The sequence below is a fragment of the Coleofasciculus sp. FACHB-1120 genome (assembly GCF_014698845.1).
Lineage (GTDB): Bacteria > Cyanobacteriota > Cyanobacteriia > Cyanobacteriales > FACHB-T130 > FACHB-T130.
The window spans coordinates 116,365-133,479 of the sequence record NZ_JACJTV010000004.1; the positions used below are offsets into that span (position 1 = coordinate 116,365).

Genomic DNA, 17,115 nt, shown 5'->3' on the forward strand with positions numbered 1-17,115 from the left:
AACCGAAGTTCTGTTGGGCAACCGGGAAACTACGCACTCAGATGTTCAACGGCTGTTTAACGGCTTGTTAAATCTTTCAGTACCTTTCCGGAGCAGAGATGTCCGTTCCGTATTGTGAAACAAAGGCTAGGTGTGCGCTTCCCTCAAGGGATAGATTTAAGAGTCTCTACAAACCATTTTTGCAAACATAGCCTTTAGCTTTAACACAACTTAACGAAAAATCGGGGTAGATTCACTGTAGTTAAGATACCCAGATATTATGGAAAAACTATCACCTGTAGTAAAAAAATAAAGAAACTGCCCAATACCCACTAGAAGTGGGGTATCAGGCAGCACATAAATCATAAAGTGTAGAGACATTGCAGGCTAACGCCTCTACTAGAAGCCATAAGCACTTAGGGATTCTCTAGAGGCTGTACTAATAGTGTGTACTAATAGTGATTCAGGTTAAGTCCCGCTTCTTTAGCCATCGTTTGCAGACCCTTTAGCTCTAGAGTCTTGATTGCCTTCGTAGAAAGCCTTAGCTTCACCCAGCGATTCCCTTGAGGCCACCAAACCCGCTTCCATTGCAGATTTGCTTCCTGTAGCTTTTTGGTACGCCGATGAGAGTGAGAAACTGCATAGGCATTATTCGCCTTTTTGCCGGTCAGCTGACATTTGCGCGACATAGTCTAGTCTCCAGATTTTCGGTCGTTATTTAGATATAGCTTTTAGATTGTACCCAAGCTATTGCTTGGGTGGGCACTGCCCACCCATACTCGCCTAGCGTTCTGTCAGACGAGTTAGCACTTGATTCGACCGTTCCACAAAGGATTTCATCCCTTCAGCGTCAAATCCTTTCTGAGCCATTAGTGCCAAATCATAGATATGCTGGCACATCAGATTAGCCAAATCGCCAGTGGGTGATTGACCTTCACCTTGGATAATACTGCCTTGGCTCAACTGAACTAGATTTTGGATCAGCGGGTGCGCGGTATTTACCACCAAGGTGTGCTCTTCAGGAAATTCAACGTTTTGCTGCTGCATCAATGCGTTCATCTCCCGCAGACGCCGCAGAACTTCTGGCAAGAGTACCATTGCTGGTGGGGTTCCCTGCGGATCATCTGACTTGAGCGCCTCGGTGCGGATGTTTAATTTGGGCTTGTTGAGAGCTTTCTGAAATAACTCTTTGATCTGTTCTGAGCGAGTTTTGTTGGTTTTGGGATCAACAATGTCTCCTGCTTTATCCTGGTCAAGCAGGGTCTTGTCGAGATCAGAGTCTACGCGGGAGAACTTAACGTTCGGATGCTCCTGCTCTAAGAAACTGATGAAGTGGGAGTCTATGAAGGAGTCCATAAACAGGACTTCTAACCCCTGCTTTTTGTGTAGTTCGACGTAGGTTGCCTGAGTAACTTCATCAGTACAGTAAAAGACTCGATTTTCTTGGCGGTCTTGATTACGCTCTAAGTAATCTTTGAGGGTGGTGTAGTGAGTGCTAAGGAGTGTAGGAGCTTCGCCGGGGGTTTGGCTGGGGGTAACTTCTTGCCAGACATCGCCCTCTTGAGATTGCACTTCAACGGCTGGGATATCGGGTTGGGGAGTTTCTGGAGCCGCTGGTGTAAGGTTCGCAGTGGTGCGATAAATCAGTATGTCTTCGACTTGCTTTTTGAATTTGTCGTCGTTGAGGGAGCCGAATTTGACGAAAGTGCCTACGTCTTGCCAGCAGCGGATGTACTCGTCGCGATTTTCGCGGTAAAGTTCTTTCAAGCGATCGCCCACTTTCTTGGCAATATAATCGGCAATTCTCCGCACTGTCCGGTCGTTGGTCAAGGAACTGCGGGAGACGTTTAAGGGGATGTCAGTGCTATCAATGACGCCTCGCAGCGGCAGCAGGAACTTGGGAATGACTTCTTCGCAGTGGTCGCTGACAAATACCTGATTGCAGAACAGCTTAATTTGTCCCTTGGTGGTGTCCACATCCGGCTTGAGCTTCGGGAAGTAAAGAATCCCGTTCAGGATGAAGGGATAGTCGGTGTTAAGATGCACCCACAGCAGCGGCTCTTCTTGGAAGGGGTAGAGGTAGCGGTAGAATTCTAGATAATCTTCTTTGGTCAGGTTTTGGGGCGATTCCTTCCACGGTGCTTTTTGCCGGTTGATTGTCTCCCCGTCCAGTTGGATAGCTACTGGCATGAAGTCGCAGTAAGTTTTTACCAACTGCCGAATCCGCATTGGTTCCAGGTATTCCACCTCCTCATCCTGAAGCGTGAGGGTGATGGTGGTGCCGCGTTCAGTTGTTGGTGAGTCTTCTAACTGAAATACGGGTGAACCATCACAAGACCAGTGAACGGCAGAAGCTCCTTGCTGGTAGGAGAGGGTATCAATCTCGACTTTTTGCGCCACCATGAAGGAGGAGTAGAAGCCAAGACCGAAGTGACCGATAATCTGTTGATCTGCGTTGGCTTTGTATTTTTGGATAAATTCTTCGGCGCTAGAGAAGGCAACTTGGTTGATGTATTTCTTGACCTCCTCTGCGGTCATGCCGATACCATTATCCGAGATGGAGAGGGTTTTTCTGTCTTTGTCAATTGCAATTTTAATTTCTGGTTCGCCCAGTTCGCCGGTGAATTCGCCTGCGAAGGAAACCATCTTGAGTTTCTGGATGGCATCCACGGCGTTTGAAACCAGTTCCCGCAAGAATATCTCGTGGTCTGTGTAGAGAGATTTCTTGATAATCGGGAAAATATTCTCGGTATGAATCGTGATTGTGCCTTGTTCCAGCATAGTTAGGGGTCTCTAGTTCGCTTACTTCGAGTATCTTAAATATTGATTGTGAGCGATCGCTGTTAGTTCTGAGTAGAGGGCAGAGCTGCTTAACCCTATGGGATTCCCACCCATCGAGATGCGGATTTCCCTACTTTCTAGTTTAGTAAGGGAAATTGTAACTGGACGCGATCGCTCAATCCCCGCCTAGAATGCTAATTATTCATGTTTTTTTCCAGTACGAAAAAGTAGTGATAGGGGTTTAAAGGATCGATAAATTCCCTATTAATTCTAAGACCTGCTTTTTCAATTGAGTTAACTAGACGTTTTTTCGGATAGCCTTTGAGTCCCATCTCCCAGTAGTGCTCATCAGTCAAAGGCTTTTGACTCCAAAAGAGTGGAATCCGAACAAAAAAATACTTGGGTCTTAATGACAAAGAAAATTTAAATTGAACTGACAAAAATCTACTTCTATATGGAACCGAAATTACTAAGAATTTTTTAGTTGCATCTGCCAGCTTTTTAAGGGCTTTTTCTGCATCATCGTATGGGATATGCTCTAATACTTGAAAAATAGCGATTGCATCGAATTTATCTTCTGGCAGTGTAAAATCACTTGCTAGATCCAGAACCATGTCCGGCTTTAATTCTACGTCAAAATCAGCGGTTGTGACGTTGTATCCACCCCGCTTGAGCATTTCTGTAAAAAGCGAATTAAAAATCCCGATTTCAAGGATGTTGTTAACTTGCTGTCCTAGCCCTCGGATGAGACGCGCCTGGTTATAGTAACTAATGAGCCGGTCTTTTGATATATATTCTTCGCTCGAAATTTTAGGTTTGTTTATGCTCGTCATAAAAATATCTCCTTGGTTGGTTAAAAAATTAGTATTATTAACTTTTCTATTTTGGTAAAGACTTAACTTTAAGCTATTGAAGACTAGAAAGCTCTACAAGTTTTTTTTAATAAATTTCTAAAAGCTAGCTTCCCTACTCATAGGAGTATAACTTTCCAAAAAGTCAGAAAAATAGAATATATTTCTATGTTCTTAACTCAGTTAATAGTTTTTTTACGGCTTGAGCAGCAATATTCCAATTAAGTCTATCTTGATACTCGTTGAATGATGATACAGCTAACCTTTCATAGGCGCTATAATTTTCTAGTTTAGATACAATATAGTTACAATAATCAGCAATATTAGTATTTACTGCAAAAGTTTTCCCGTTGAAATCATTTTTAATGATAGTTGGTATACCACCAATATTTGTGGTTAAACAAGGTATTCCAAACGAATTTGCTTCAATTAAAACGTGGGGTGAACAGTCTGCTAAAGTAGGCAAAATTAGAAAGTGGGATTCAGCCATTAGTCTATTAAATTCATTTAAACCCTCATTCGTTGATTTATCAATAAATCCTTTAATCCTAACAAAACTTAGTTCGGACTCATTAATCTTCGGCTGACATCCAACTACTTGAAGTTGAGTTTTTAGACCCATTTGATTTAGTTTTCTAGCAACTTCCAGCGCAACATTTCCTCCTTTTCTAAGCCACTCCACACCAATAAATAATAATTTACAAGGAGTTGTACTTCTTGCTGTTATAGCGTTGTTGATATCATCAATTGTTCTATTACATTTTATATTAGCTCCCCAAGGCACTACTTTTACTTTAGAAGGATTAATTCCATAGATATCAATGGCTGTTTGAGCAGCCCATTCCGACGAGAGAATTACTAATTCGCATTTATTCAATGCAGCTTGTTCCATTAAATATATATTTCCTTTGGTTTCCTTGCACAAGTTGCTCAAATAAGGATAGAAATCAATCAAACCTGTCAGTGTTGAGTCTGTCCACAGAACGACTGGCTGTTTACATTCCAGATAAGCAATCGGCACTGCATTTTCAGGACAAAGCACTATGTCTGAGTTGAATTCAGATAATTTTTCAGATATCTGATATGCATAATCCTTAAGGACTAATGGCTCTGCCCAGCGGTAGTAATCTTTTTTAAAAAAGTTTCGATATAAACTCCACTTAGCTTTAGTAATTATCGATTTTTTCTTATTTAAAGGTCCAACGTATTCCAGGTCAATAGATTGATTTTTCAAAGCTTTTGCTATGCTGGCCCCAGCACCACATAGTCCTAATTGAGACTTAGTCCAGGTCAAGCTATTAAAGACATCATAAGTTGTAGCATAAGCAATCTTCATAATGAGTAATTATGCTTAATTTAAATTAAGTCCATAAATAACTTTTGTGCTGACTGGGCACTTACTGACCAGTTTAAACGAGTTTGATACTCATTAAATGAAGATAAAGCTAACTTTTTATAAGCGCCATAATCGCTAAACAAATCATAAATATAGGTGCAATATTCAAGAATATTGCTGGTTATTGAAAAAAGCTTTCCATTTACATTATCTTTGATTACTGTTGGTATGCCGCCTACCTTGGTAGATATACAGGGAACTCCATAGGAGTTCGCCTCACAGAAGACGTTTCCATAAGCTTCTGCTTGTGAAGGCACAATTAATAGATGAGATTCAGCTATCAACTTACTAATTTTATTTAATCCCGCCGCTGTTGATTTACTAATAAAACCAATATTAACAACAAAATCAGGAAGAGAACTATCCCTAAAAGGCTGGCATCCAACTATTGTTAATTCAACATTTAATCCGCTCTTATTCAATTCTCTGGCTACTTCTAAAGCTATCTTTCCACCTTTTCTAAACCAATCCACGCCTAAAAAGAGGAGCTTGCATTTATCCGAGGGTCGATCTTCAATAATCTCCTTAATATCGTCTAACGTCCTATCACACTCAACATTTGCTCCTGACGGAATCACTTTGACTTTCGAGGCGTCAACTTGATAAGTATCAATTACAGTTTGAGCTGCCCAGTCGGAGGAGAATATAGCTAAACTGCATTTATCTAAAGTAAGTTTATCCATAGTAGTTAATTGCTGGATGGTCTCACTACACAGGTTACTAAACTCAGTATAAAAGTTCATCAATCCAGCGTAAGAAGCATCTGTCCAGACTACAGTGGGTTGCTTACAGTCAAGATAAGAAATTAAATTGATGTCTGGACATAAGACGATTTTGGGATTAGTTCGGAGAATTTTTTGGGCAATTTGGGATGCATAGCCTTGATTAACAACGGGTTCTGCCCAAGGATAATAGGTTTGTTTAGATATATGCTTATGCCAGCGATTCTTTGCCTTAGATAATAATTTTGAAATAGGGGGATAGCTTTCCTGAAGAGGACCAATATATTCGATAGTTCCCAACTGTCTTTCAAGAGCTTTCGCTTTGTAGTAGTTAGTGCCACAGTGCCCAATTAAGTTTCGAGGCCAAGTACGGCTATTGAAAAGGTCATAGTGAGTAGCGTATGCTATCTTCATTGACTTTGTTCAAATTTTTTTTTTTACGTTAATGAAACCTTTAACTGGCAATTTTTTATATATTCCTAAAAAAGGACTATAAAATCGACCCAATTGAGACTGAAACTCACAAGCTTTAATAAAATTCTTGGAAAGAAAATCTTCATTTTGTCGGTAGTAAACCAATAGCTTAAAACCATCTCGTAATGTAAAAAATGGTATCAAAAAAGGTAGGAAGGGGCGCTGCCATCGATAAAACCGAGTAACTCGTGTCAAATGGTTAGAGAGACCATATCCACGAGCTAGTCTAAGTAAATAGGCTTCTTCTAAACGATGGGGGGGAATGTGGTGCCAAATCTCCAGTTTGGGATTGTGCCAAACTTCCCACTTACTATTTTGAATATAGAACATTATTTCTGCGTCTTCCCCGGCAGCCATTGTTTTCTCGTCTCTGCCGGGTATTAGGAGTTTTTCTGGAGGAGGAACGGCGTCTTGCCATGCCTGTTTCCGGATGACTGAACCGGGTGCAGCAGGAATTCGGCGTGGTTTATCAGAACGCTTGTATTGAAAAGGCGTTGCACCTCGGTTATAGATAGTAAGATACCCTTTTATTTGCTCAAAGTAGGGCGGTGGTGGTTCATCGAGTTTGGCATGAATAATGCCGCCATAGGCCCCCACTTGAGGGCGATCGCAACCAAAGCGATAAGCTTCGGCTACCCAGTTGTCTGCTGGTAGATTATCATCATCCAAAAATCCAATCAAGTCGCTGCTTTTAGCTTCTTGTACGGCTCGATATCGAGCATAGGTAGCGCCTTGTTTGGCTTCAAAAACATATCTTAACTGGCTACCTTGACGCCAGTTTGTCGCATAGTGAGCAACAATACCAGCCGTGTCGTCATTGCTATTGTTGTCAACAACCAGCACTTCCCAGTCAATATCCTCTGTTCCAACTTGATGAAGCAGTTGATCTAGAACTTCGGGCAGACGTTCTGCACCGTTATATGTGCAAATTGCTACAGTAAAGTCCACGGATATGTTCTTGGCGTTGTCGCCTCCATTTTGGATTTTGTCTTGCTTTTAGACTAACAGTAGAGACGTTTAGAGGCAATGTCTCTACTGATAATTGTTAAATGATTTGAGCTTCGAGGAGGCTGAGGGACTGTTTTTTGCTGAAAGTCAGCGTATCGTCAACACAATCAACCAAGATGGTATCGCCACTCACGAAGGTGTTTTCTAGCAGCGCTGTGGCAAGGGTATTTTGCAATTCACGCTGAATGGCGCGTTTCAGAGGACGGGCACCATAGATCGGATCGTAGCCAACTTCTGCCAGGTGGTCTTGGGCAGATCCCGAGAGTTCGATGGTGATTTTTTGATCGGCTAGTAGCTTCTCAATCTGCTTGATTTGAATGCTGACAATCTGGCGCAGTTCCGAGCGTTCCAGCCTGTGGAAGAGAATAATGTCGTCCACGCGGTTGAGAAATTCGGGGCGGAAATGCGATCGCAAAGCATCCGTCACCTTCTTCTGCATCAATTCATACTGGTCTTCGTTGCCTGAAAGATCGAGAATATACTCGCTGCCGATGTTGCTTGTCATTACAATCACCGTATTCCGGAAATCCACCGTCCTGCCTTGGGAATCGGTAATTCTTCCATCATCCAGCACTTGCAGCAAGATGTTGAACACATCGCGGTGGGCTTTCTCCACTTCATCCAGCAGCACGACCGAGTAGGGGCGACGGCGAATTGCCTCAGACAGTTGACCGCCTTCTTCGTAACCGACGTACCCTGGTGGGGCACCTACGAGGCGCGAGACAGCGTGTTTTTCCATGTACTCGGACATATCAATCCGTACCAGGGCGTCCTCGCTGTCAAACAGGAACTGAGCTAAGGCACGGGCTAGCTCAGTTTTACCCACTCCTGTTGGCCCCATGAACAGGAAAGAACCAATCGGACGACTGGGATCTTTCATCCCCGCACGGGTGCGACGGATGGCAGCAGAAACGGCGGCAACGGCTTCTTGCTGACCGATCACCCGTTCGTGGAGATGAGATTCAAGCTGGAGTAGTTTTTGCCGTTCCGACTCTAGCAGTCGGTTGACTGGGATGCCCGTCCACTTGGCGACAATTTCGGCAATATCGTCTTCGCGTACCTCTTCGCGCAACAAGGCAGCACCGCGAGATTGCAGTTCCAACAATTGGGCTTCTTTGGCTTCCCGGTCGCGTCCTAAAACCTCCAACCGTCCATACTTCAGCTGAGCAGCTTTGTTAAGGTCGTAGGCGCGTTCTGCCTGCTCTATTTGTACCCGGAGTTTATCTTCTTCCTCCTTCACCGCGTTAATGTCTTCTAAGAGCTGTTTTTCTGATTGCCACTGAGAACTTAGTTGAACTTGTTTTTCACTCAGGGAGGCAATTTCTTGTTCGATGCGCTCTAAACGCTCCTGAGAAGAACGGAAGGCACCCACAACGGTTGTTAAACCCGTCCGTTGACCTTCTCCTTGCAGGGAGAGCTTTTCCATCTCCAGCTGCATCACCCGGCGGTCAATTGCCTCTAGTTCTACCGGCTTGGAAGTAATCTCCATTTTCAGCTTGGCAGCGGCTTCATCGACCAAATCAATTGCTTTATCTGGCAAAAACCGCTCGGTGATGTAGCGATCGCTCAAGCTGGCGGCGGCAACTAAGGCAGAATCGGTAATCTTCACACCGTGGTGGACTTCGTAGCGTTCTTTCAGCCCCCGGAGAATCGAAACTGTATCTTCGACGCTGGGCTGATTGACATAGACTTGTTGAAACCGGCGTTCGAGTGCCGCATCTTTTTCAATGTGCTTGCGGTACTCGTCTAGGGTCGTCGCCCCAATGCAGCGCAGTTCTCCCCGCGCCAGCATTGGTTTGAGCAAGTTACTGGCATCCATTGCCCCTTGCGTGGCACCAGCGCCCACCACCGTGTGCATCTCATCAATAAATAGGACAATCTGACCGACTGAATCGATGACTTCTTTTAACACCGATCTGAGGCGGTCTTCAAATTCTCCCCGATATTTGGCTCCCGCAATCAGACTCCCCATATCCAGGGCAATTAAGCGGCGGTTCTTCAAAGATTCAGGTACGTCGCCGTTGACGATGCGCTGGGCTAAACCTTCTGCGATCGCTGTCTTCCCGACACCGGGTTCCCCAATCAGCACCGGGTTGTTCTTACTCCGGCGGGATAGTACCTGCACCACGCGGCGGATTTCCTCATCTCGCCCAATCACCGGGTCAAGCTTCCCGGATTTGGCTCGTTCTGTCAGGTCGCGTCCGTACCGTTCCAAGGCTTCATAGCGTGCCTCTGGATTTTGGTCTTTGACTTTCTGGGTACCCCGAACCTCTTTTATCGTGACTTCCAGCTTTTGGCGATCGAAGTTGAAGCTTTTGAGCAACCGGCGTCCGATGCGGTCATCTTCAGCGAAGCCGACTAATAGATGTTCTACGGAGATGAACTCATCCTGCAAGCTAGTTCTTGAGGCTTCAGCCTTGTCTAGCATGACATCTAAGCCCCTACCCAGGTACAACTGGTCAACGACAGCGACTTTGGGCTGGCGTTGGGTGAAGGCTTCGAGTTGCGACTTTAACGCCTGGATGTCCACATTGACTCGACTCAAAATCCGATTTGTCAGCCCTTCTTCTTCTTCCAGAAGCGCGATCGTTAAATGCTCTACCTCTAGCTGCTGATTTTTGAATCGACGCGCCACATCTTGAGATTTGATGATGGCTTCCCAGGCTTTCTCCGTAAACTTGGCAGGGTCAGTAGGCTGCATTTTATAAAACGAATCTCAGTCGAATACCGTGTCTCACCCGTCAGTATAACAATCTGGAGTCAATGGCTCATCGCCAGATTGCGAATAAAAAAAAATTCCCTCCCTGGTGTGAGGGAAGGAACGGAGGGTGGGAGGAAAGCCCACCTTGCAACTCAACAAGGGCGGAGAGACTCCACCCCGACAGCACTTAACTGACTGCTTCTGCCTCAACTGGCTCTGGCTTCGGTTCGCGCACTTCCTGCTTGATGGTGAGGTAGCGGATGACTTCTTCCGACAGACGCATTGCCCGTTCCATCGGCGCTATCTGGCTGCCATTGCATTTGTAGTTCATCTGAACATAAATGCCTTCCCGATGTTTGCCGATATCTTGAGCTAGACGCCGCCGACCCCGATGCTGGATTTCAATGTCGTGTGCCCCATTGTCACTCAAGATACCTTGATACTTGGCGATCGCCAAGTTTACCTGTTCCTCGCCCAAATCGGGACGGAGGATGTACATAGTTTCGTAAACGATCTGCATTGCTGTTAATCTCCTTATGGACAAGACGGCTTCTTCTAGCACTGGGACTAGGAAGTTTGGGATTGGAAATGGAAGTCGCACCTTGAAAATCTCAACTCGCTAGCCTATAGCGTCTAAAGATGAAGAAGCAAGGAATTAAAATCTTACTACCAGTCCATCAATTGTACAAAGTTACCAGGGTAAATTCACCTCAACGTCCAGACCACACATCAGCATAATCCAACACCAGTCAACATTATGGCGCAGCGCTACGTCCGAGTCCGAACCGCAAAAGGGCAGACTTATTACGGTTTACTGCAACTAAGTCGAGGCGTTCAGGTGCTTGATGCGCCTCCCTGGTTACACGGGCAACCTACGGATTTGCAGTTAGAACCCGATACTTATCAGATTTTGGCTCCTTGTGCCCCGTCTAAAATTATCGCGGTGGGCAAAAATTATGCCAGCCACGCCGCTGAAATGGGGACGGATGTGCCAAAAGAACCGCTACTATTTCTCAAGCCGCCTACTTCTGTCACCGCAGCGGGGACAGAAATTCAATACCCCCCGCAGTCGCAGCGAGTGGACTACGAGGGCGAATTGGCTTTAATTATTGGCGATCGCGTTTATTGCTGTACGCCAGAGGAGGCACAAACCAAAATTTGGGGTTACACCATTGCCAATGATGTCACCGCCCGCGATTTGCAAAAGCAGGATCTTCAATGGACGCGGGCAAAAGGATTTGATACTTTCTGTCCTTTAGGGCCGTGGATCGTCCGCGAGTTGAGTCCTGCTGCCCGCTTGCAAACTTTTCTCAATGACGATCCCCAGCCGGTACAGTCAGCACTGATTAATCAGATGGTGTTTGCGCCCGATTTTCTAGTGTCTTACATCTCTCAGGTGATGACGCTGTTACCGGGAGACGTGGTGCTGACTGGAACGCCCCAAGGGATTGGTCCGATGCAGGTGGGCGATCGCATTCGCATCGAAATTGAAGGCATTGGTCACATGGAAAACACAATTGTGGCACGCTCCACACCAGCCGCACCCTAACGAAGACTCCGCCTGCGGCAAGAAACTAGGGAACTTGGCTGTAAACTGCCTCTGAAATCCCAGGAATTTCTGCGTAACGTCCGATCGCAGACTGAACAACTGAATAGGCGCAGGCAGCAACCGTTCCTAGAAAAACAACATTAAATAGGGTTTGTGCTACCAAGCCAGTTTCTAGCGCTGGAGTCAAAATCTGCAATGCCATAGTACACAAAAATAGAGCAATGTTTATTAGGAGTGCCTGCATCGTGTTGAAACGAATGAAATGGCTAATTTTTTCGTTTCTAACTACGCCTAAGAACAAGACAAAGAAAATGATTAAACTGGCAAACCGTATACGGTAAATTGCTAGTAACGGTTGTAGCGGTAATAAAATCAGCGTCAAGACAGGAAACTGTCCAAACAGATACACCCCAAAAGGAAGCACAGAAAGCAAAGGGAGTAAATAAGGAAGGCAAGCGAAAACCCGGTCTTTCGCTGTCGCTGAACCACGCCAAGTCATCGTGCGTTCTCCTGAAATAATGTATTTATCGCAAGTTATTACTAAGTTCAGGATAACGCAGATGCTATGTCAACCAAGACACGCCTGATCCAGGGGTGTCCCACCAAAGGTATAGAGCTTGTAGCGTTGCTCCCCTTAGAAAAAGTAGCGATCGCCATTAAGCCGCAAATCGCAGATAGCGCCTCAGCAGACTTTAAACTTCAGCAAATAAACTTGCTCAATACAGGATTACTCAATATTGGCAATCCGGAAGCCCATGAGACACTCATATTGATCGGGTTGATTTTCGGTAAGCTTGTGAATCGCTTGAGCGCAGCGGAGCCGCCCCTGACGCCAGCGGGGTTGACCACTTTGATCGGCAAGTAAACAGGTCTGACAAACTTGTTTGGGGGAGAGTATCTGCTCATCCGTAAGAATGACTAACATTTAATACCTCCGCGAGAGCTTTAATCCGCCCGCATTCATTCTAAGTCAGCTTTTCGGCGAGATATGGTAAATTAACATACAGCTTAATGTCCTCTCCTAAAAGTAGGAGTAAGGAGCGTTACTAAAGCGACGCTTTGTGTGTGTGCCAAGAGAGGAGGGCAGGAAATAAATTTGGCACCTAACTTTAGGAATCTGAACAGTATGGGCGTCTAATCCCTCTAAAGTCTTGCAGTTTGTAATTGCATCGGTTGCCAAGTTGGTAAGGTGAATGTCATGGGCAACTTTTTCTAAGCCCCAATGTATCCGGGGTTGGGGATTAAATGTAAAGCAAATTTTTCCAGATCCTCTAGCCCCTGATGAATGGGCGAGAGAAATACAGCAAAATTGCATACTGCGCCAGGTTAGCTAGTTTGAATGAAAGGTTGCAAAAAATTGTTCACTTCAAGTGTTAACAGGAAAGTTGGAATAGACACGACTCCAACAGCGTTAAGATTGAAGACTCCCGAAAATACTGGCGTGGGCTAGTAGCGCGGACATGGCGTTGACCGAAAGCGCACCCGAATCAGAGTTTGAAAGGAAGACTGACACTATTTCTAGGGGTTCACTTTGTGAGTAAAACAAACTTAGATTTTCTAGCCGAAACCGATCCTACCGTTGCCAGCTTTGTCCAAGAAGAACTCCAGCGCCAACGCGCCCACTTGGAGCTAATTGCCAGTGAAAACTTTACCTCCGCAGCAGTGCTGGCAGCACAAGGCTCGGTATTAACAAATAAGTATGCCGAAGGTTTGCCGGGGAAACGCTATTACGGCGGCTGTGACTTTATCGACAAAATTGAGCAATTGGCGATTGACCGCGCCAAACAGCTATTTGGAGCAGCTCACGCGAACGTGCAACCGCATTCGGGGGCGCAGGCGAATTTTGCCGTTTTCTTGACCCTGTTGCAGCCAGGAGACACGATTATGGGGATGGATTTGTCCCACGGGGGGCATTTAACCCACGGTTCGCCAGTAAATGTGTCGGGGAAGTGGTTTAAGGTTTGCCACTATGGAGTCAGTCAGGAAACAGAACAGCTAGACTACGATCAGATCCGGGATTTGGCGCTACAACACCGTCCTAAGTTAATCATTTGCGGCTATTCAGCTTATCCGCGCATCATTAACTTTGAGAAATTCCGCGCGATCGCTGATGAAGTCGGAGCTTATCTATTAGCCGATATCGCCCATATTGCGGGTTTAGTTGCCACAGGTCATCACCCCAATCCTCTACCCCACTGCCACGTCGTCACCACTACCACCCACAAGACCCTGCGCGGTCCTAGAGGTGGCTTAATTATGACCAGCGACCCAGAACTCGGCAAGCAACTCGATAAAGCCGTGTTCCCCGGTACTCAAGGGGGTCCTTTAGAACACGTCATTGCCGGTAAGGCGGTGGCATTTGGAGAAGCATTGCAACCTGCATTTAAAACTTATTCGGCGCAAGTGATTGAAAATGCTCGTGCTTTGGCAACTCAGTTGCAAAAACGCGGCTTCAAGATTGTTTCTGACGGGACTGACAATCACTTGATGCTAGTAGACTTGCGCTCTATCAGCATGACGGGAAAGAGAGCCGATCAGCTAGTAAGCGGAGTGAACATTACCGCGAATAAAAATACCGTACCCTTCGATCCAGAGTCGCCATTTGTAACCAGTGGCTTGCGGCTGGGTTCGCCAGCCATGACGACGCGCGGGATGTCCACTAATGAATTTACAGAAATTGGGGATATTATTGCCGAACGGCTGCTAAATCCAGAAGAGGAAGCAGTGGCGGCGGAATGTCGGCGACGAGTGGCTGCATTGTGCGATCGCTTCCCCTTGTACCCCCACCTGACAATTCCCGTACCAGCCTTGGCATAGAAATAGTAGGGGCATAGCCGCCCTTAATATACCCCTACTCCCCATTCCCCCGCTGAATTCCCCATCCCCCTCTGCCTCTTCCCGTCTGAAATGTAGTAGACTCTGCCTGACGATTGTTTTGAAGGATGAAAGATCAATAGCGATTAGCAATCAGCTAACAGCTTTTTTTGATTTCTCCCTTCTGATGTCTAGTACCCTACTTAATTTCAGATGCCCCCCCAGCTGTATCACCTGGTTGCCTTTCTCGTATCTGCCTGTGTTGTCCTCTGGGCAACACCCGTTGTGAACAAAATTGGCCTCCAAAAGGGACTGGTTGATTTACCCAGTGAGCGCAAAGTCCATAAGCATCCTATCGTGCGGGTGGGAGGTGTCTCTATCTTTGCAGGCACCATTATTGCCCTACTGATTGTTTGGGGAACCGGGGGATTTGGCGCTTTGAGCGCGGAGAAATCCCTAGAAGTTTGGGGCGTTATCTTGGGTGGTCTTGGTTTTTTCCTAGTTGGCTTAGCCGATGATTTGTTTAGTTTGTCGCCTTTCTTGCGGCTGTTTCTGCAAATTATCATTGCCAGCTGGGCTTGGCACCTCGGCGTCCAAATTGACTTCCTCACCGTTCCCTTCGCTGGACTGGTCACATTGCCAGACACCATTAGCTGGCCCATTACTGTCATTTGGCTGGTCGGTCTGACTAATGCCATCAATTGGATAGATGGTCTAGATGGTCTAGCTGCCGGTGTTTCTGGTATCGCTGCCGTGGTGATGCTGATTGTGAGTTTGTTTATGCATCAACCGGCAGCAGCACTGATTGCCGCAGCGCTTGCTGGTGGTTCATTGGGATTTCTGCGATATAATTTCAACCCCGCTCAGATTTTTATGGGGGATGGCGGAGCCTATTTTATGGGCTTTACGCTTGCCGGTGTCGGGGTGATTGGCTTAGTAAAAAGCACCGCAGTGACAGCAGTGCTGCTACCTTACCTGATTCTGGCTGTGCCCATTGTGGATATGTCAGCGGTGATTGTGCAACGCCTGTTGCGTGGTAATTCGCCTTTTATTGGCGATAAATTCCATCTGCATCATCGGTTGCTGCAAGCGGGTCTGCCGCAACGTTTGATAGTTTTGTTTATCTACGCTTTGACTCTCTGGGTGGGAAGTTTAGCCCTAGCTTTGGCTAAAATACCAAGCGGATTGGCTTATGCGATGGGTGCAACGTTATTGCTGGGGTATACCAGCTGGCAAGTTTGGCGAAATTCGCGTGTGAGGAGTGAGGAGTGAGGAAAAATACAAAATTAAAAAATAAAAAACTTTTGCATGAGTGCTGAAATTATTTGTGTTGGTACGGAACTGCTACTCGGCGATATTCTCAATAGCAATGCCCAATTTTTGGCGCAGCAACTAGCCTCTCTGGGAATCCCCCACTACTATCAAACGGTGGTGGGAGATAATCCTGGGCGTCTCAAACAGGTGTTGGAAATTGCCTGCAATCGCTCCCATCTGCTGATCTTTACCGGCGGTTTGGGTCCAACTCCCGATGACCTGACAGTGGAAGCGATCGCTGATTTTTTTGGCGTTCCCTTAGTAGAACAACCGGAAATCGTCGAAGACATTACTCGCAAATACGCTATGCGAGGGCGTCAGATGACCCCCAGCAATCGGAAACAAGCGCTCATTCCCCAGGACGCCTCAATTTTGCCCAATCCAGGCGGTACAGCCCCCGGTATTATCTGGCAACCCCGCACGGGTCTGACAATTCTGACTTTCCCCGGCGTCCCTTCAGAAATGAAGCGGATGTGGCAGGAAACCGCCGTTCCCTTTCTCAAGAGTCAAGGCTGGGGCAAAGAAATCATCTACAGTCAGATGTTAAAGTTCTGGGGAATTGCGGAATCGGCTCTGGCTGAAAAAGTCGCGCCCTTCCTCGACCTCCCTAACCCCACCGTTGCTCCTTACGCCCTTCATGGAGAGGTGCGGCTGCGAGTCTCGGCAAGAGCGGCGTCAGAACCGGAAGCGCTAGGACTGATTGAGCCAGTGGCGCAACAACTGCGGCAGATAGGAGGGCTGGATTATTACGGCACTGACACTGACACCCTTGCTTCCGTTGTCGGCTTTTTGTTGCAAGAAGCCGGGGAAACGCTTTCGGTGGCAGAATCTTGTACGGGTGGAGGATTAGGGCAGATGCTAACCAGTGTCGCCGGGAGTTCCAATTATTTTTTGGGCGGCGTCATTTCTTATGACAACTCGGTGAAAATTTCCCTTTTGGGCGTCAATCCAGAAGACTTAGCCCAAGTCGGTGCGGTGAGCGACGCGGTCGCCAAGCAAATGGCAATCGGTGTAAAGACACGTCTCTCAACAACCTGGGGACTCAGTATCACAGGGATTGCTGGGCCGGGAGGTGGTACGGAAACCAAGCCGGTGGGATTAGTCTATATTGGTCTAGCAGGGCCGGATGACACGGTAGAAAGTTTTAAGCACCAGCTGGGTCAAAATCGAGAGCGAGACTCGATTCGGTACGCCAGTGCTTTAATTGCCCTTGACCAACTGCGGCGAACAATGTTGAAGAAAAAGTTAACGGCGGATGTGTCTTAAGACGGATAGACGCCGCTTGGTCACACACATCCATAGTGAGATTCCTCACCTATTTCGTCATGTGCTAGGGTTAGAATAAATCTTAACTACAATAGGATTCATAAACTCTCACGTTTGCCCTGTTGTTAAGTACTCATCCTGGTCGTATTGCAGGAGTTTTCAATTCAATGGACTATATAGAAAAGGTTTTGGAAAAGCTCAAAGAATGGGCCCGCAAGCTCATCGAAACGCTCCTGGGGCCGGAAGCTGAGCCGGAACCC

General features: G+C 46.4%; 14 protein-coding genes. 4 read left to right on the forward strand and 10 right to left on the reverse strand.

Annotated elements, in window-relative coordinates; genetic code table 11:
- Positions 1-431: 431 nt before the first annotated feature.
- The 8 genes from rpmB to rpsF form a co-directional block, all read right to left on the reverse strand.
- Positions 432-668, reverse strand: coding sequence for a 50S ribosomal protein L28 (gene rpmB / locus H6H02_RS06060; protein ID WP_190815632.1), 237 nt, complete (start codon positions 666-668; stop codon positions 432-434).
- Between the two features lie 94 nt (positions 669-762).
- The gene (htpG, locus tag H6H02_RS06065) at positions 763-2,760 is read right to left on the reverse strand and encodes a molecular chaperone HtpG (RefSeq protein WP_190815634.1); all 1,998 of its coding nucleotides are present in this window, start codon (positions 2,758-2,760) and stop codon (positions 763-765) included.
- Between the two features lie 194 nt (positions 2,761-2,954).
- Positions 2,955-3,593: a class I SAM-dependent methyltransferase gene (locus tag H6H02_RS06070; RefSeq protein ID WP_190815636.1), complete on the reverse strand. Its 639-nt coding sequence runs from the start codon at positions 3,591-3,593 to the stop codon at positions 2,955-2,957.
- Between the two features lie 184 nt (positions 3,594-3,777).
- Positions 3,778-4,947 (reverse strand): glycosyltransferase family 4 protein, encoded by a 1,170-nt coding sequence (locus H6H02_RS06075; RefSeq protein WP_190815639.1) that lies wholly within the window; start codon positions 4,945-4,947, stop codon positions 3,778-3,780.
- A gap of 20 nt (positions 4,948-4,967) precedes the next feature.
- Complete coding sequence (locus H6H02_RS06080) at positions 4,968-6,143, reverse strand: glycosyltransferase family 4 protein (RefSeq protein WP_190815641.1); 1,176 nt, start codon at positions 6,141-6,143, stop codon at positions 4,968-4,970.
- A gap of 9 nt (positions 6,144-6,152) precedes the next feature.
- Positions 6,153-7,151 (reverse strand): hormogonium polysaccharide biosynthesis glycosyltransferase HpsE, encoded by a 999-nt coding sequence (hpsE, locus tag H6H02_RS06085; RefSeq protein ID WP_190815643.1) that lies wholly within the window; start codon positions 7,149-7,151, stop codon positions 6,153-6,155.
- 97 nt (positions 7,152-7,248) lie between these two features.
- Positions 7,249-9,912 carry an ATP-dependent chaperone ClpB gene (gene clpB / locus H6H02_RS06090; protein ID WP_190815645.1) on the reverse strand — a complete coding sequence of 888 codons (2,664 nt, stop codon included), beginning with the start codon at positions 9,910-9,912 and terminating at the stop codon, positions 7,249-7,251.
- Between the two features lie 187 nt (positions 9,913-10,099).
- Positions 10,100-10,432 carry a 30S ribosomal protein S6 gene (rpsF, locus tag H6H02_RS06095; protein WP_190815647.1) on the reverse strand — a complete coding sequence of 111 codons (333 nt, stop codon included), beginning with the start codon at positions 10,430-10,432 and terminating at the stop codon, positions 10,100-10,102.
- Between the two features lie 237 nt (positions 10,433-10,669).
- Between rpsF and H6H02_RS06100 the strand changes: the two genes are divergently transcribed.
- On the forward strand, positions 10,670-11,461 hold the full coding sequence (locus H6H02_RS06100; RefSeq protein WP_190815649.1) for a fumarylacetoacetate hydrolase family protein: 792 nt from the start codon (positions 10,670-10,672) through the stop codon (positions 11,459-11,461).
- A gap of 25 nt (positions 11,462-11,486) precedes the next feature.
- Here H6H02_RS06100 and H6H02_RS06105 read toward each other — a convergent pair whose 3' ends face one another.
- Positions 11,487-11,960, reverse strand: a complete 474-nt coding sequence (locus H6H02_RS06105; RefSeq protein WP_190815651.1) for a Tic20 family protein — start codon at positions 11,958-11,960, stop codon at positions 11,487-11,489.
- 228 nt (positions 11,961-12,188) lie between these two features.
- Positions 12,189-12,386, reverse strand: coding sequence for a hypothetical protein (locus tag H6H02_RS27000; protein WP_190425815.1), 198 nt, complete (start codon positions 12,384-12,386; stop codon positions 12,189-12,191).
- Positions 12,387-12,994: 608 nt separating this feature from the next.
- On the opposite strand from H6H02_RS27000, the gene glyA reads away from it, so the two are divergent.
- From glyA to H6H02_RS06125, 3 genes are all read left to right on the forward strand, one after another.
- Positions 12,995-14,278 (forward strand): serine hydroxymethyltransferase, encoded by a 1,284-nt coding sequence (gene glyA, locus H6H02_RS06115; RefSeq protein ID WP_190815654.1) that lies wholly within the window; start codon positions 12,995-12,997, stop codon positions 14,276-14,278.
- Between the two features lie 210 nt (positions 14,279-14,488).
- On the forward strand, positions 14,489-15,547 hold the full coding sequence (locus tag H6H02_RS06120) for an MraY family glycosyltransferase (RefSeq protein ID WP_190815657.1): 1,059 nt from the start codon (positions 14,489-14,491) through the stop codon (positions 15,545-15,547).
- 36 nt (positions 15,548-15,583) lie between these two features.
- On the forward strand, positions 15,584-16,855 hold the full coding sequence (locus H6H02_RS06125; RefSeq protein ID WP_190815659.1) for a competence/damage-inducible protein A: 1,272 nt from the start codon (positions 15,584-15,586) through the stop codon (positions 16,853-16,855).
- Positions 16,856-17,115 lie beyond the last annotated feature (260 nt).

Coding starts and splice junctions, on each gene's coding strand:
- clpB (WP_190815645.1), bottom strand. CDS start 9,912: ATGCAGCCTACTGACCCTGCCAAGTTTACGGAGAAAGCCTGGGAAGCC.
- H6H02_RS27000 (WP_190425815.1), bottom strand. CDS start 12,386: ATGTTAGTCATTCTTACGGATGAGCAGATACTCTCCCCCAAACAAGTT.
- htpG (WP_190815634.1), bottom strand. CDS start 2,760: ATGCTGGAACAAGGCACAATCACGATTCATACCGAGAATATTTTCCCG.
- H6H02_RS06105 (WP_190815651.1), bottom strand. CDS start 11,960: ATGACTTGGCGTGGTTCAGCGACAGCGAAAGACCGGGTTTTCGCTTGC.
- rpmB (WP_190815632.1), bottom strand. CDS start 668: ATGTCGCGCAAATGTCAGCTGACCGGCAAAAAGGCGAATAATGCCTAT.
- H6H02_RS06125 (WP_190815659.1), top strand. CDS start 15,584: ATGAGTGCTGAAATTATTTGTGTTGGTACGGAACTGCTACTCGGCGAT.
- H6H02_RS06120 (WP_190815657.1), top strand. CDS start 14,489: ATGCCCCCCCAGCTGTATCACCTGGTTGCCTTTCTCGTATCTGCCTGT.
- H6H02_RS06070 (WP_190815636.1), bottom strand. CDS start 3,593: ATGACGAGCATAAACAAACCTAAAATTTCGAGCGAAGAATATATATCA.
- rpsF (WP_190815647.1), bottom strand. CDS start 10,432: ATGCAGATCGTTTACGAAACTATGTACATCCTCCGTCCCGATTTGGGC.
- H6H02_RS06075 (WP_190815639.1), bottom strand. CDS start 4,947: ATGAAGATTGCTTATGCTACAACTTATGATGTCTTTAATAGCTTGACC.
- H6H02_RS06100 (WP_190815649.1), top strand. CDS start 10,670: ATGGCGCAGCGCTACGTCCGAGTCCGAACCGCAAAAGGGCAGACTTAT.
- H6H02_RS06080 (WP_190815641.1), bottom strand. CDS start 6,143: ATGAAGATAGCATACGCTACTCACTATGACCTTTTCAATAGCCGTACT.